Origin of the sequence: Actinotignum urinale DSM 15805, assembly GCF_000420445.1 — a bacterium.
GTDB classification, from domain to species: Bacteria; Actinomycetota; Actinomycetes; order Actinomycetales; family Actinomycetaceae; genus Actinotignum; species Actinotignum urinale.
This window is the reverse complement of sequence record NZ_ATUY01000012.1, coordinates 26,324-41,108: the sequence shown is the minus strand read 5'-3', so window position 1 is coordinate 41,108 and position 14,785 is coordinate 26,324. Positions and strand designations below refer to the sequence as shown.

The 14,785-nt window shown below is 51.5% G+C and carries 9 protein-coding genes and 2 tRNA genes; 6 read left to right on the top strand and 5 right to left on the bottom strand.

Features of this window, described 5'->3' with window-relative positions; translation table 11 throughout:
* Positions 1 to 695: 695 nt before the first annotated feature.
* A tRNA-Gly gene (locus G445_RS0107960) sits at positions 696 to 769 on the bottom strand.
* Positions 770 to 1,145: 376 nt separating this feature from the next.
* On the opposite strand from G445_RS0107960, the gene G445_RS0107955 reads away from it, so the two are divergent.
* Positions 1,146 to 1,221, top strand: a tRNA-Pro gene (locus G445_RS0107955).
* A 147-nt stretch (positions 1,222 to 1,368) separates the two neighbouring features.
* Here G445_RS0107955 and G445_RS0107950 read toward each other — a convergent pair.
* Positions 1,369 to 3,558: a MaoC/PaaZ C-terminal domain-containing protein gene (locus G445_RS0107950; protein ID WP_169511077.1), complete on the bottom strand. Its 2,190-nt coding sequence runs from the start codon at positions 3,556 to 3,558 to the stop codon at positions 1,369 to 1,371.
* Between the two features lie 361 nt (positions 3,559 to 3,919).
* A complete protein-coding gene (rpmF, locus tag G445_RS11265; protein ID WP_084676535.1) occupies positions 3,920 to 4,084 on the bottom strand; it encodes a 50S ribosomal protein L32 in 165 nt (54 codons plus the stop codon).
* Positions 4,085 to 4,234: 150 nt separating this feature from the next.
* Between rpmF and G445_RS0107940 the strand changes: the two genes are divergently transcribed.
* The 3 genes from G445_RS0107940 (at position 4,235) to epsC (ending at position 6,823) form a co-directional block, all read left to right on the top strand.
* Positions 4,235 to 4,885 carry an IMPACT family protein gene (locus G445_RS0107940; protein WP_022867006.1) on the top strand — a complete coding sequence of 217 codons (651 nt, stop codon included), beginning with the start codon at positions 4,235 to 4,237 and terminating at the stop codon, positions 4,883 to 4,885.
* Positions 4,886 to 5,109: 224 nt separating this feature from the next.
* Positions 5,110 to 6,039, top strand: a complete 930-nt coding sequence (cysK, locus tag G445_RS0107935; protein WP_022867005.1) for a cysteine synthase A — start codon at positions 5,110 to 5,112, stop codon at positions 6,037 to 6,039.
* Positions 6,040 to 6,250: 211 nt separating this feature from the next.
* Entirely contained in the window at positions 6,251 to 6,823 is a 573-nt protein-coding gene (epsC, locus tag G445_RS0107930; protein WP_026421052.1) for a serine O-acetyltransferase EpsC, read from the top strand.
* Positions 6,824 to 6,999: 176 nt separating this feature from the next.
* On the opposite strand, the gene G445_RS0107925 is transcribed toward epsC, so the two are convergent.
* Complete coding sequence (locus G445_RS0107925; RefSeq protein ID WP_026421051.1) at positions 7,000 to 7,449, bottom strand: ribose-5-phosphate isomerase; 450 nt, start codon at positions 7,447 to 7,449, stop codon at positions 7,000 to 7,002.
* 282 nt (positions 7,450 to 7,731) lie between these two features.
* On the opposite strand from G445_RS0107925, the gene G445_RS0107920 reads away from it, so the two are divergent.
* Positions 7,732 to 9,717, top strand: a complete 1,986-nt coding sequence (locus G445_RS0107920) for a M13 family metallopeptidase (RefSeq protein WP_022867002.1) — start codon at positions 7,732 to 7,734, stop codon at positions 9,715 to 9,717.
* Between the two features lie 41 nt (positions 9,718 to 9,758).
* A complete protein-coding gene (gene pepN / locus G445_RS0107915; RefSeq protein WP_022867001.1) occupies positions 9,759 to 12,317 on the top strand; it encodes an aminopeptidase N in 2,559 nt (852 codons plus the stop codon).
* A gap of 203 nt (positions 12,318 to 12,520) precedes the next feature.
* On the opposite strand, the gene malQ is transcribed toward pepN, so the two are convergent.
* Entirely contained in the window at positions 12,521 to 14,665 is a 2,145-nt protein-coding gene (gene malQ / locus G445_RS0107910; protein ID WP_022867000.1) for a 4-alpha-glucanotransferase, read from the bottom strand.
* Positions 14,666 to 14,785: the final 120 nt, after the last annotated feature.

The window sequence follows — 14,785 nt, the reverse complement described above, 5'->3', positions numbered from 1 at the left end:
GGTTTGGGTTTACCAATTTCATGAACTATAAAATTCGTGTTCTTTTATATGCGGGGAAACCTAACTGGCGTATCCTTAACAACATTTTCCCTGAATAAAAATACCCTCGGCCACACAAAGCAATGTAAGGGCGGGCACAAGCCTGCCCTTTTAACACCCAAACATGACGGGAATCCTTATAAACACACACCAACACCCCTGCAAACCACCTCTAATGGAAAACACGGAACCAATCCCTCAAACACACCCACTCACAACACCACCAAAACACCACCCCAACAACCCCAAAAAACCACCCCCACCCCACCAAAATCCGAAGAGCCAGAAAACATCCATATCTAGCGAGGTAGAGATTTTCTTGTGCAGCGCCATATTTTCAGGGATCTGCATTTTTGCACAGTACCAGGCAACGCTAGCCTTTTCGTTACGCCCGCTCGAGCAAGTACGCCCATTACGCCATACTTTCCCGGTACGTTTGGAAACGCCCACTACTTTGGCGGCTTGCGTAAAATTCAGTCCCTGACGCAAAAGCTCTACATAATACTCGCGCCGAGCAACACACATCTTTGAACGGGACGGGTAAACAACACCCGAATACTCATACAACACCGTTGAAACATCCTTTCAAACTCGGTGCTGCAACCACCACTAGAACCCAAGACGCAAAAGGGTACTTATCAAATCCGATGTCTAAGTGGAGCGAGTGAGGAGAATCGAACTCCCATCATCAGCTTGGAAGGCTGAGGTTTTACCACTAAACTACACTCGCGGGTACCAAAGAAGTACCCAACTAATATACCAGCACTTTCCGTTTCACGCACTTTTCCAGATATTACGTGCCTCACATTTTATGTACGACGAAAAAGCGTCTCGTTTCCATGCCTCTTCCCTTCCTCCCCTACAATCCACATCACATGAATTCTTTTTGAATAATTCCCTCATTACGGTTAAACTAGGTGAGGTTCGTTTTTCGCACTCGTGGCTCATTGCTTGTCACCTACCGCATGTTGTACACGTTGCTTATGTAACGTTGTATTGCACACCGCGCTAGGCAAACAGCATGAAGCCAGTGAAATCGGAAAGTTTCCAAACGTATGCAAACTTTCTAGGTGTACGTAACTTTTACGCAAGTGCATGAACGTTTCCGGGACGTGGCGCAGTTGGTAGCGCACCCGCTTTGGGAGCGGGGGGTCGTGGGTTCAAGTCCCGCCGTCCCGACCATATCGCCTCCCGCGCATCGTAACGATGCCGGAATTTTTTATTTTTCACGACGGCACATCGTCGTCGTCCCTTGCAAAATTCCCCTCACAAAACAGGGCGGGCACCACACAAGTAGCACCCGCCCCACACAACGTTATCTTTTAGCTCTTAAATCAACTTATGGGCACCCAATACTACCGCTAAACGCACAATATCGTTGAGTTCGTAGGCACTGCCCAGCAACCCGGAATCTACCGCGCGGTCGGTGTGGAAGGTTGCGCAGTCGCGCGTCGCCTCGGGATGATGCATATCCCACACCATGAGCGCCGCCATAATTCCCGCCGTGGTGTCCGCGGGCATCGGCTTATATCCGAGCCTCTTCAAGCCCGCATACGCCGCTTCCAAACCCTTTGAAATCAATACGGAACCGGTAATCGAGAGCGGCGCAATATTGAAGGAGACGTCGCGCCCCTTGGCACGCTCAATATCCGCCACCCACCGCGGGATACGCTTGGCGATTGAGTAGCTCGGGCCTTGGACTTCCAGCAAAAGGTTCGTCACCTCTTCACCTTCAGCCAACCCGGGCAGACGTGCAGGACGTAGCGTCCGCATCTTCTTCCACAGCCAAACCGTGCGCCTAGACATGTTTCCGCCCATACGGTATGTCGGAATATGTGCGACGGAATATGCGTCACTCGGCGTCCCATACCAGGCAAAGGAGGCATCCTCACGAGCCTGCCCAACCAAGCTCATGACCGCAGCGGCCCCGGCCTCAGAGAGAATAAAATCAGCGCCCGGAGCATACAAAATATCTGCCACGGCGAGGCGCCCTTCGCGCGAAGCAATCCATGCCGCGATTTCTGCGGGGTTTTTCGCTATATCACTCGCGTTTGCCGGCGAAATTTCGAGCTTCCCCGCCCATTTTTCGGGCGTCCCCGCAAGCGCCTGGATTCGCGCAGAAGTCGGCCGCGCAACAGCAGCCACGTTCGCGCCCCAACGCAACAGGTACGGCACCGGGGACAGCTCCGCGCCCGCCCCCAACACGGCAACGGTCCGCCCGCGAAGTCGCAACATTCCGGGATTGTACACGAGCTCCTCAATCGCTTCCGCAACACCTGGCCGAATCACATGGTTTTCTTGCCAACGGTAGAGCGTATTTACAAGATCCACTCCCCCGAGCTCTACGCCTTTAATAGGTATCCGCAACTCTTCGGGCTCCGCGGTGCCTTGAACAACGGTTTCTCCGTCGGGAATGAATGCGGCGGGTTTAAGATCCGCTAGTTTCCCGCCTTGTTTCAGGCATATATTGTCCCGCAACCACGCGAGCCCCGCCTCTGCCACAGCCGTTCCGCGCGCTGGATTATCGGCCTTCGCGAGCGCCACATAGCTTCCGCGGTAATCTTTGCGCCAGTTTTTCACGCCCTCAAGTGCCTCGCCGAGAGCTTCGCGAGCCGCCTCGTCAATATCCTCGTTCTTGGCGAGCGCCTGAATGACACCCCGCGATATTGCCGTACTTGAGGGTTTGCCTTTCGCGAGTGGCAATGCAAGCCCGCACTCAAGTTCGCCATGTTTGTCCGCTATACCTTCACCGCTGTAGGTGAGGTGGATAAAGTCGCGTCCGTTTTTCGGATCGACGACGGCGTAGGCGCCCGGCCCGACCTGCCGCAACTCCACCTGCGCGGGTAATAGAATCGGCGCCCGGAAATACGCCTGCCCGGATGCGGGATGTTGCCCGCCCAATCCGAGAGTTTTCGCAGCCCACACCTCTCCTGCGACCCCGTGCAGAATCGGCGATTTAAAACCGAAGAGTTTCGCCGTCGCCTTGGAAATATGAACCGGGTTAATATCTCCGGTGAGCGCAGCCCACGCGCGGGCATCTTTTAACGTAAATTTTCGCGAAGCTAAAGCGTAGTTTTCCGGTAGTTTAAGGTAGCCGGTTTCGGTTTCCCCGTAGGTTTCGCGCAGGTTCGCTACCCGAGGAAGATTCACGTATTCAGTGTCTTCATCTTCTCCCAGCTCGACGACGGCATCCTCGCCTTTCGTACTTTTGTCAAGATAAATATTTTGCTCGCGGTAGCACGGCTCTCCCCCGTTTTCGGTTGCGAGGGATGCGTTAACAACGATTTTTGTACCTTCTGGGGTTCGGACGTATTTCACAATCGCCGCATCAATCTCTAGGCGAGATAGCGCGGGTACCTGGGTGATGAGTTCCCAGCTGCGTTCCACATGGAGGGTTCCCGCCGGGCTAAAACCTGCTTTTGAATCCGTGAAGAGTTTCATAATGGCGCGGAAGCATTGTGCGTGGAGACGGTCGATGCTGAGCACGCCTTCACTGGTTTCTGCGCCGGGTATTGTCATAGATACTGTGGGTAGGTTTTCTTGTGAGGGAACTTTCGTTTTTGTTATTTTATTTTTGAATGAGGCACCTAATATGTGTGCGTATGTTGACATTGTTCCCATGCCCGTTTGCCTTCCGTCGTTACTTGTGTTCAATAATACCAATGAGGTGCCCCTGTTCGGGAGTGGTTTTGGGTATAGAAAAACCCAAAAATTCCGTGGCGAACTCATATTTCACAAGCACCACACAAATTGCGCAAATGTTGGGATAAGTGTCGGGTCGGGATAGGGATAAAAGGTTTCGGGTATAGAAAAACCCCGGAATCTTCCAGGGTTTTCTGTGGGTGGTTCACCACCATGAAGCTTTTAGTCCGAATGCAAATTAGTCCGAAAGCAAGCCAGTCTGATAAGCCTTGGCGAGCTTACGCGGGATACGCACCTCGCGACCCCGCACGCGGACGGTCTGAAGCTCAGTGAGTTCAGCCTTCCACTGGGAGCGACGAGAGCGGGTGTTGCTACGGGACATCTTGCGCTTAGGTACTGCCATGTCAACCGCTCCTCTCTAAATCTTCCGTTGAACCTTCCGGCTCGCATTTCGCATATCGCATGCCGATACGCACAGCTAACCACTTTACCTGATAACCCTCTCGGAATTCCACTGACATCTTGTGAGATAGAGAGCACTTATAATGAACGTATGGTTGAGCTTGTCCTTCCCAAAAATACACGTTTTGAAGCAGAAATGCTAGAGAAACGGTCACGTTTTATTACGTTGCTGACTCGCGTCTCCACCGCGGAGGAAGCACGCGCCGCCATTAACGGTGAAAAGGACCGTTTTCCCGACGCACGTCATTGGTGTAGTGCCTATATTGTTTCGGTTCGCGCAGCCTCTCCTCTTCTTCATTCTTCCGACGACGGTGAACCTTCCGGCACTGCTGGACGCCCTATGTTAGATACTCTTCTGGGTTCGGGACTCACCGACGTTGTCGCCGTCGTTACACGATACTTTGGTGGGACACTCCTGGGCACGGGTGGTCTTGTTCGGGCGTATTCTGATTCTGTTTCCTTAGCTTTAGAGCAAACTCGCGGAAAAATTTTAGAACGCAGGCATGTGCCCTTGTGGAACGTCCTTCTTCCTCACGCCCAGGGTGGACGCTACATTTCCGAACTCAATAATGCGGGCTACACATTTACCCCGAACTATCTCGCCGAGGGCGTCAGCATTTCAATACCTACCGCGAACGGCGAGAAACTTCAGTCGGAGTTGGCTGCCATGAGTCAGGGAACGTTGATCGCAACCCCCGCTGGTGAGGATGTTATTGAAGTCCCCGTCAAGAAGCAAAATTGACATCCTCGTCAAAAACCCCTCATAGACGACGCTACGTTCAACCTGTTGGCGAGGATATTTTTAACACCCCCACCAAGAAAATGACATCCTCTCCATAAAATAAAATTGACAACACACGTACAGAACACACAATAACTGTGCGCATGGAATAATCCACCAGATAAAACAGTTCACTACACGAAAGCTCGACACTGCACATTCGGGCAGAAAATAAGGAGAACACCGTGACCATTTACAATGACGCAACAGAACTCGTTGGAAACACACCCCTCGTTCGTATTAACAAACTCAACGACGGTGAAGGAAACGTTATCGCCAAACTGGAATTCTACAACCCCGCAAATTCCGTGAAGGACCGTACCGCCGTGGGAATCATTGATGCGGCGGAAAAGTCGGGCGCGTTGAAACCCGGTGGCACAATTGTTGAAGGAACGTCAGGGAATACGGGTATTGGTTTGGCGTGGGTCGGTGCAACCCGCGGATACAAGGTTATTTTGACGATGCCGTCCTCGATGAGCGTGGAACGCCGCCTCCTTCTTCGCGCCTACGGTGCGCAGCTCGAACTGACGGAACCGGCAAAGGGCATGCAGGGCGCCGTTGACCGAGCACAAGAAATCGTTGCAAACACGCCGAATTCGATCCTCGCCTCCCAGTTCACCAACGAGGCAAATCCCGCAACCCACGAAGCCACAACCGGCGAAGAAATTTGGCGTGATACCGACGGAAAAGTCGACTACCTCGTCTCCGGAATCGGCACCGGCGGAACGATTACGGGCACGGGGCGCGCGCTTCGTCGCCACAACCCGAATGTGAAACTCGTTGCCGTCGAACCAACAGAATCCCCGCTCCTCAGCGAAGGAAAAGCTGGCCCCCACAAGATTCAAGGGATTGGTGCGAATTTCGTTCCCGACGTTCTCGATACCGAATTGTATGACGAAGTTATTGCTATCCCCAGCGATGTTGCCATTGAAACCGCTCGGGAGGCGGCTCACAAGGAAGGTTTGCTGGTGGGGATTTCAGCTGGCGCAGCTATTGCGGCCGCGTTGGAGATTTCTTGTCGTCCCGAAGCTGCGGGAAAGAATATCGTCGCCATTGTTCCCGACTTCGGAGAACGTTACGTATCTACCGCTCTTTTCGACGGTTACCGCGACTAGACGTTAGGTAACGGACGCAAAACGTTACTAGGCGCTAGGAAACAAACGCAAAACGTTACTACGCGCTAGGAAACAAACGCAAAACGTTACTAGGCGAAAGGTTACGGACGCAAAACGTTACAGTCACGTACGTGAAAAGTAACGCGTCACATTAGAATAGGTACGACGGCGAGGGCGGGCTTCGTCGTCGTATCTCAACATTGGAGGAAATATGCGAATGCCACGCGTTTTAGCGCGCATGAAAGAAGACATCGATACGGCAAAATCTCACGACCCCGCCGCCAAATCTTCCCTTGAAGTTGCTTTAACATATGCGGGCGTTCACGCCGTGTGGGGGCATCGTGTGGCTCACGCCATGTGGAAGCGTCGCGGATTGCGGTTGCCGGCGCGGGCGGTTTCGCAGCTGAATCGTTTTCTGACCGGTGTTGAGATTCATCCCGGGGCGCAAATTGGCAGGCGTTTTTTCATTGACCACGGTATGGGTGTGGTGATTGGGGAAACCACCGAGATTGGCGACGACGTCATGATTTATCACGGGGTTACCCTGGGCGGTGCGTCCAGTGAAGATGTGAAGCGGCATCCGACGGTTGAAGATGGTGTCATGATTGGAACGGGCGCGAAAGTGCTGGGGAATATTACCCTCGGGGAAGGCTCGCGAATCGGGGCAAACGCGGTTGTGATTAAGGATGTGCCCGCGCGTAATACTGCGGTCGGAATTCCGGCGAGGACGAAGCCGAAAACAGCGGAGGAAGAATACTTTATAGACCCCGCGATGTACATTTAAGCAATGCACATTTAGTTTTTATTGATTTTTACCGGTGTCCTAACGAGGTTCTCTCCTGCCTCAAAAACTTCGCTACAACTGCCTCAAGAGGAACGGTGCGCACAACCCTTTAACGTGGGTTTCGCGCACCGTTTTATTTATGTGTTCTTGTATTTTAACTACGTGTTGTCAGTTTTTTAGCGCTTGTCTTCGTAGTCGGCAATTTGATTAATGCGACGCTGATGGCGTTCATCCCCGCTAAAAGGTGTTTCCAGGAAGAGTTTCACCAGATGGAGTGCTTCTTCCTTGGTGTGCTGGCGTGCGCCGATAGAAATAACATTGGCATTATTGTGTTCGCGCCCAAGCTGAGCGGTGTCCTCGTTCCAGGCGAGGATGGCGCGAATTCCCTTAACTTTATTTGCGGAAATTTGTTCGCCATTACCGCTACCACCAATAACGACTCCCAAAGATCCAGGAGTATCCACAACTGCTTGCGCGCAGGCAATGCAGGGTGCGGGGTAATCGTCGAGAGGGTCATATTCATAAACGCCGTGGTCTACAACTTCGTAGCCATCCTTGGCGAGTTCTTCGCGCAGATATTCTTTGAGTTCGAAGCCAGCATGGTCTGTTCCAAAATGTACTTTCATAGGAAATATTGTATCGTGCATCACGTTACCTGTCAGGTTCATGCCAGCTTTACAAACATGTGTTGTCCGTGATAATTCCCTTTTCCCACAATTATTCGTACCTAACCCACACCTTATTTTTCCTACGCAACCCACACTTCTCGTCGAACTTTGCCGTCGAACATTATGACCTCAACAAACGCCATGTTTTTCCTTAAAAATACCCCCAATAATAGGTGAGGATATCGTCGAAAAAAGTTCGAGCCAAAAATAATGCGGGAGGTGTTGGGTAGGATAGTCAGCATGAAGAATACAGAAATGTCTCGTGTTGTTGATGGTTGGGATTCCCAGGTGCGAATCCAAGATGATCTATACCGTGCTGTCAACGGTTCCTGGATGGATACCACACCCATCCCGGATGATGAATCTCGCATTGGCGCATTCATGGATTTACGGAACGTTGCGGAAGAGCATATCCGGGATATTTTAACGTCCCCTGAAGGTGGCGAAACTGCGGATTTTGCTAAGGCTCGGCGTTTATACGATTCGTGGATGGACGTGGAAACCCTGGAAGCGTTGGGCACCACTCCCCTTGATTCTGATGTTGCGGATGTTCGCGGGGCCACCTCCAAAGAGGAACTTGCCACAATTATTGGTCGGCTTTCAACGCAGGGTGTGGGAACTTTCTTCGGCTACGGTGTTGATTCGAGTTTTGATGATCCTAATCTCAATGTTTTCTTCATGGGTCAGGCAGGAATTTCTTTGCCCGACGAAGCCTACTATCGCGATCCCACTTTCGCGCCAATCCTGGAAGCCTTCAAGGAACACGTTCCGGGAATGTGGCAACTTGCAACCGGAGATAGCGAAGAAAAAAGCGGGGAGGTAGCCACAACAATTATTGGGCTGGAAACCGCTATTGCTTCCTCGCATATGAGTGTGGTGGATTCTCGAAATGTTGATTTATTGAATAACCCCATGAGTTTCAACGAGTTTGTGGAGAAAGCTCCCGGATTTGAGTGGGCTAAATGCCTGGTAGCTGCCGGATATAAGCCGGAAGAACTTGGCACAATTACCGTGTTTGCGCCCGATGCTCTTGCTGGGGCGGCTCAACTTTGGGAAACAACCAGCCTTGACGATCTAAAAACCTACACTCTGTGGCGGATTATTCGCGCGCGTGCAACCTTCCTTACCCCGGAAATAGATGCAAAGAATTTTGATTTCTACGGAAAAATTCTTATGGGAGCCCAAGAACAAAGAGACCGTTGGAAGCGAGGAGTTCAACTTGTTAACGGAACTCTGGGTGAAGCCGTCGGCAAAGTCTATGTAGAACAGCATTTCCCGCCCGCAGCTAAAAAACAAATGGACGTTCTTGTTGCAGATCTTCTTGAAGCATACCGTCAAAGTATTACCGCTCTTGATTGGATGGGAGAAGAAACAAAGAAGCGCGCCCTCGAAAAAGTTGATAGTTTCGTCCCCAAAATTGGCTACCCCGAAAAATGGCGCGATTATTCAACCGTTAATACCGGGGCAAACCTTGTGGACAATATGCGTTCCATTTCGGAATATGAAGCAAGCCGTGAACGCGCCAAACTTGGCAAACCCGTGGATAGAACCGAATGGTTCATGAACCCGCAAACGGTAAACGCCTACTACAATCCCCAATGGAACGAAATCGTGTTCCCCGCAGCAATTCTGCAATTCCCCTTCTTTGTTGAAGGCAGAGATGCAGCCCTCAACTATGGCGGAATCGGCGCAGTTATCGGGCACGAAATCGGGCACGGATTCGATGATCAAGGCTCCAAATACGACGCACAAGGTGCTGTTTCCAACTGGTGGACAGAACAGGATCGCGAAGAATTCGAGAAACGAACAAGCAACCTTGTTGAACAATTCAACCAGTATGTTCCCGCGCAGTTTGGAGATAACTCCGAATTCCACGTCAACGGCGAACTCACGCTCGGCGAAAACATTGGAGATTTAGGTGGTTTAAGTATTGCGGTCAAAGCCTACAAGATTCACCTCGAACGCAACGGGCTCACACCCGAAAACACGCCAAATATCGACGGTTTCACCGCGCTACAGCGAATCTTCCTTTCCTTCGCACGCATTTGGCGAGGAAAAGAAAGGAACGAATTCCTCCAGCAACAAATAGCCACAGATCCGCACTCGCCCGGAGAATTCCGTTGCAACGGCATCGTAAAAAACATTGACACATTCAGTGAAGCGTTCAACCTTAAGCAAGGAGATGCTCTTTATCTCCCTCCCGAAACGCGAGTGAAAATCTGGTAACCACGCAAAATTTATCGTCGTCGAAAGAAAGAGCAGAAAATATGGCAGGAACAAACCTTACACGTGAAGAAGCGCGCGAACGCTCCGCAAATATCAGTACGATGGCATACACGGTTGCGCTCGATCTAACAGGATCCGAAACAACATTTAAGACAATCACGGACATACATTTCGAAGCAACCCCAGGCTCCTCAACCTTTGTGGACCTTATTGCGCACTCAGTGCAACGCATATTCCTCAACGGACACGAACTCAACCCCGCAATCTACAACAATTCCCGAATCCCCTTAAAAGATTTGCGTGGCACCAATGTTCTCCACGTTAAATCCACCCAATACTATTCCAATACAGGCGAAGGTTTACATCGCTACACCGATCCGAGCGACGGAGAAATCTACCTCTACTCCCAGTTCGAAGTAGCAGATGCGCGCAGAGTATTCCCCAATTTCGAGCAACCCGATCTTAAAGCAGAATTTACGTTTAGCGTAACAGCCCCTGACAGGTGGCAAGTATTCTCCAACTCCCCCACGCCTGAGCCAGAATACGTTAAGGACGGGATTGCCCGGTGGGATTTCACGCCAACCGAACGCATCTCCACATATCTCGCAGCAATCGTTGCGGGCCCCTACGAAGGTGTGGAAGGCGAACCCTATCGTTCCATCGACGGTAGAGAAATTCCGCTCGGAATTTATGCGAGGAAATCCCTTGCGCCCTACCTGGATGCGGATGAAATTTTTGAGGTCACCCGCCAGGGCTTCGAATATTACGAACACAACTATGCACACCCCTACCCGTTCCGTAAATACGATCAAGTATTTTGCCCGGAATACAATGCGGGCGCCATGGAAAACGCGGGGCTTGTCACCATTGTTGAAAGTTACGTTTTCCGCACAAAACCAACCGGTGCGATTATTGACCGGCGCGTCATCACCATTCTTCACGAACTTGCCCACATGTGGTTTGGCGATCTTGTCACAATGGAATGGTGGGACGATTTGTGGCTCAATGAATCCTTTGCGGAATTTATGAGCCATTTGGCGGCCGTGAATAACACGCGCTGGCGTGAAGCTTGGACAACCTTCCTCACTTCCGAAAAAGTAGGAGCTCTCCATGATGATCAGCTACCCACAGCACACCCCGTTGCCGCCGATATTCGCGACATTGAGGACGTCCTCGTTAACTTTGATCAAATCACCTACGGGAAAGGTGCCTCCGCACTCAAACAACTTGTTGCCTATGTGGGGCTGGAAGAATTCCTTGCCGGAGTACGCGCCTACATTGCAAAACACAAGTGGAGTAACGCAACACTTCGCGATTTACTCGTCGAACTTGAACAATCCTCAGGTAAAGATCTATGCGAGTGGACCAAAGTGTGGTTGCAGGAAGCCGGCGTCACAACACTTCGCACAGAAATCGACACGGATAACAACGGAAAAGTGACATCCTTCGCCGTTGCCCAAACGCCCGATGCCCACGCATCATTACGTCCCCACCGCATGAAAATTGCGGGGTATTCCCTTCACGCCGGGCAATTGACACAAACCTCATCCCAATGGGTCGATATTTCAGGTGCCCGAACACAGCTGGATCTTTTCGTAGGCGAACAGCGCCCCGATTTCATCCTCCTCAATTCCGAGGACTGGGCGTATGCCAAGCTCCGATTCGACAAGGAAAGCCTCCATGCAGGTTTAACGCATATCAATGCCTTCACCAATCACCTTGACCGGACAGTATTCGTATTCTCCGTTTACGACATGTTGCGCGACGGCGATATTGATGCACACACCTACGCCGATTTTGCCCTCAATGTTTTACGCGACGAAACCGACGGAACCGTACTACGTTACGTTCTTGGCTCGCTTCACACCGCGCTACGTTACGCCGATCCCGCAACAAGCGCAGATTTCAAGGTATATCTCGGTGATGCTCTCTTCGATATAGCATCACATGTGAAGGGCGGAAGCGATGCACAACTGCAAATTCTTACCAACGCTATCCGTTTGAGTCACAACGCTCACATTGACACCATCCGAGGCTGGCTTGAAGGCATTAATGTTCCGGAAGGCTTCACCGTTGACCAAGAAGTCCGCTGGAATATTACGGTTGCCTTAGCATCCAGCGGGCACTACACCCAAGAGGATATTGATGCCGAATTTGCGCGAGATTCCTCATCTTACGGGCAGATTTTTGCCGCTCAAGCAACAGGTGCACTTCCTAGCCCGCAAGCAAAAGAAGCCACCTGGCAAGAAATCCTCAACCCCACATCCAATACGAGGCAACGAAATCTTGCCCTAGGATTCATGCGTTCCACCCCGGAATCCATGGTGATAATCGCAGAAAAATATTTCGACGAAGCAGCACGCATGTGGGACAACAACTCGGTAGAAATCGCGTCAAACATGTTGAACTACGCCTACCCGGCACAGCTAGCAGGACGCACAGACCTTAATGTTGACCTCCTGCAGCTCGGGAAAACCTGGCTAGAAACAACCGTTGCCGCACCAGCATGCCGTCGCCTTGTGCTAGAACAAATCGACGGCACCCAGCGCGCATTACGCAACCAGGCTGTCGATCGCGAGGCACGCGCACAGCACATCTAACAACGCGCACAACACTAAACTCGCTCCTGGAAAATATCCAAATATCGTGGTGGGGTGGCACAATCACATTGCCACCCCAACTCGATACTACGCAACATTATTAACTACAGCGCGATTGCTAACGCCACTGGTATTCCCCAAAATACAGGTGGGGCGGTACTAAATATCTACCGCCCCACCTTAGAAAATTATTTTATCCTCACCTATTCTCCGTGAGCACGTTCGTATTCTTTACGGTATGTGTCGAGAAGAGAATGAAGGCGCGGATGTTCGCTCATGTCTTCAAGCAGAACAACTTCTTCCGTACCATCGGCAAGTGGAATCTTCCAATTCGGATACTCCAAATGCGTGCCGGGAACATTTTGGGAACGTCGCTCACCAACCGCGTCAACCACGGCAATAGCCTGCAACTGGGCGGGAGTTTGAGCAATAAATCGGTACATTGCCTCAATAATTTCTCGTTCTGTGGGGTTATCCCCCACAAATCCCTTGTGTTGTAACGTCTCAACCAGTTTCTCCCGTTCGCGATCTGCCTCCTGGCGAACTTTATCTTCTGGCTCGACTAAAGCACCCAACTGGGCACGCAAATCAACGTGTTCACCGGCAAGATATCCGGCTAAAGGCGGCAAATCATGGGTATCAACCGTCACAAGCGTTGCGCTCTTATACTGCTCTGTAGAACGGAACTCTTCCCCGTCCTTTTCGAAAAGCATCACGGACGTACCAAAAATACCGCGCTCCGCTAAGAACTCACGAACCCAAGGTTCCACATTCCCCAAATCTTCACCAATGAGGAAAGCACCAGCACGGTACGCTTCCAACATGAGCACACCAATCATTGCCTCATGGTTGTAGTACACGTAGGCACCGTTGGCTGCTTGTTCACCTTCCGGAATCCACCACAGACGAAAGAATCCCATCACGTGATCAATACGCAAACAGCCAGAATGACGCAACACCGTGCGTGCCATATTCCGCACCGGCGCATAATGCTGATTATCCAACTCAATAGGATTAAAAGGCGGCGGGCTCCAATTTTGCCCGAGCTGGTTATACATATCGGGTGGCGCCCCAGCACTCACACCGCGAGCAAACGCATCCGGGTTCCCCCAAACATCGCTACCCTGGCGTTGCACACCCACAGCCAAATCGTGCATCACACCAATCTTCATACCGGCAACATGTGCGCTACGTTGCGCCTGCGCAAGCTGTTGGTCAATAATCCACTGCAGCCAGGCGAAAAACTCAATACGCTCCGCCAACTGCGGTTTCAGAGCGAGCGCGTCGGGCGTCGTCGGCGAAGAAAGATTCGCAGGGAAATCGTAACCATACTTCTCGTACAGGGCACACCAAAACGCGAAATCCTCTAACCCCTGACCCTCGTTTTTACGATACAACTCAAAACCGCGTTGACGCGCCTGGGAACGCGGAAGCTTAAAAATAACTTCCAACGCGCTCTTCTTTGCCTTCCACACCGCGTCGCGATCAATCTCCGTGTTGCGCAAACTCGACTGCTTCACCGGCTCGCCCGCCCAAGAAATAATTGCCCGCTGAGCAGAATCCATGTAGGCAACCTCGCGAATATCCTCCGGGCGAATATAAATGGGGTTAAAGAAACGACGAGATACGGGCAAATAAGGCGATGGCGTCATCGGAGCAGAAGGCTCCGATGCATGAAGCGGATTAATGAGGAAGAACTGCGCCCCAAACGAGCCCCACATGGACAGCAACTCGCACAAATCAGCCGTATCGCCAATTCCCCAAGATTCACGGCTACGCAAGGAATAGAGTTGCCCCATCGCGCCCCACCCGGAAGTCTCAGTTTCTTGAGGAGAAGGCAAGCGTTGAGGAACCACAATAAGAGCTTCCTCATAGTCGTGACTTTCCTGAGCGCCCGGCACTGTCACCTGCGCACAAATCGTGTGATACCCCAAAGGAAGAGTCGATGGTACGACGAAAGAGGCCTGCCCGGTTTGAATCCCGTCAATCATACGGGGTTGTTCATAATCTTCAGCTTGACGAACTTCAACACGTTCACCCTCCTCGGTTATGATGTGGAGAGCAACCTGTGCGCCGTGCGGAACATGAACCTGCACAGTGTATTCATTGCCTTGGCGCACCACTGTTGTGGAAGGAAGAACTTTTCGCCATTGGCGGTGTTCGGCATACTCCAACGCAACCCGCGCGGCGCCCTCAGTGGAGGCATCCACACCCATAGCTGCAAGTATTCGAACCAGGGTGTCCGGTTGAACTTTTACGCATTGCCCTGAAAAACTCCAGTATTTAGGTGCAACACCATAAGCATCCGCAATACGATGTAATAATTCTTCCGGAGGCAACTCCGCCATAAACCCTCCTACGCGCAACGGGACATCCCGTGTCAACAAACATCCTTATCAAGGATAACCCAGATAACCTTACGAAACCTATGCATCCCATATGTTTTCCAGATATTTTCACTCCTAGGT

Bases quoted from the DNA above. Each gene is read 5' to 3' on its own strand.
- malQ (WP_022867000.1), bottom strand. From the start codon at position 14,665: ATGGCGGAGTTGCCTCCGGAAGAATTATTACATCGTATTGCGGATGCT.
- rpmF (WP_084676535.1), bottom strand. From the start codon at position 4,084: ATGGCAGTACCTAAGCGCAAGATGTCCCGTAGCAACACCCGCTCTCGT.
- G445_RS0107920 (WP_022867002.1), top strand. From the start codon at position 7,732: ATGAAGAATACAGAAATGTCTCGTGTTGTTGATGGTTGGGATTCCCAG.
- G445_RS0107925 (WP_026421051.1), bottom strand. From the start codon at position 7,449: ATGAAAGTACATTTTGGAACAGACCATGCTGGCTTCGAACTCAAAGAA.
- epsC (WP_026421052.1), top strand. From the start codon at position 6,251: ATGCGAATGCCACGCGTTTTAGCGCGCATGAAAGAAGACATCGATACG.
- G445_RS0107950 (WP_169511077.1), bottom strand. From the start codon at position 3,558: ATGACAATACCCGGCGCAGAAACCAGTGAAGGCGTGCTCAGCATCGAC.
- pepN (WP_022867001.1), top strand. From the start codon at position 9,759: ATGGCAGGAACAAACCTTACACGTGAAGAAGCGCGCGAACGCTCCGCA.
- G445_RS0107940 (WP_022867006.1), top strand. From the start codon at position 4,235: ATGGTTGAGCTTGTCCTTCCCAAAAATACACGTTTTGAAGCAGAAATG.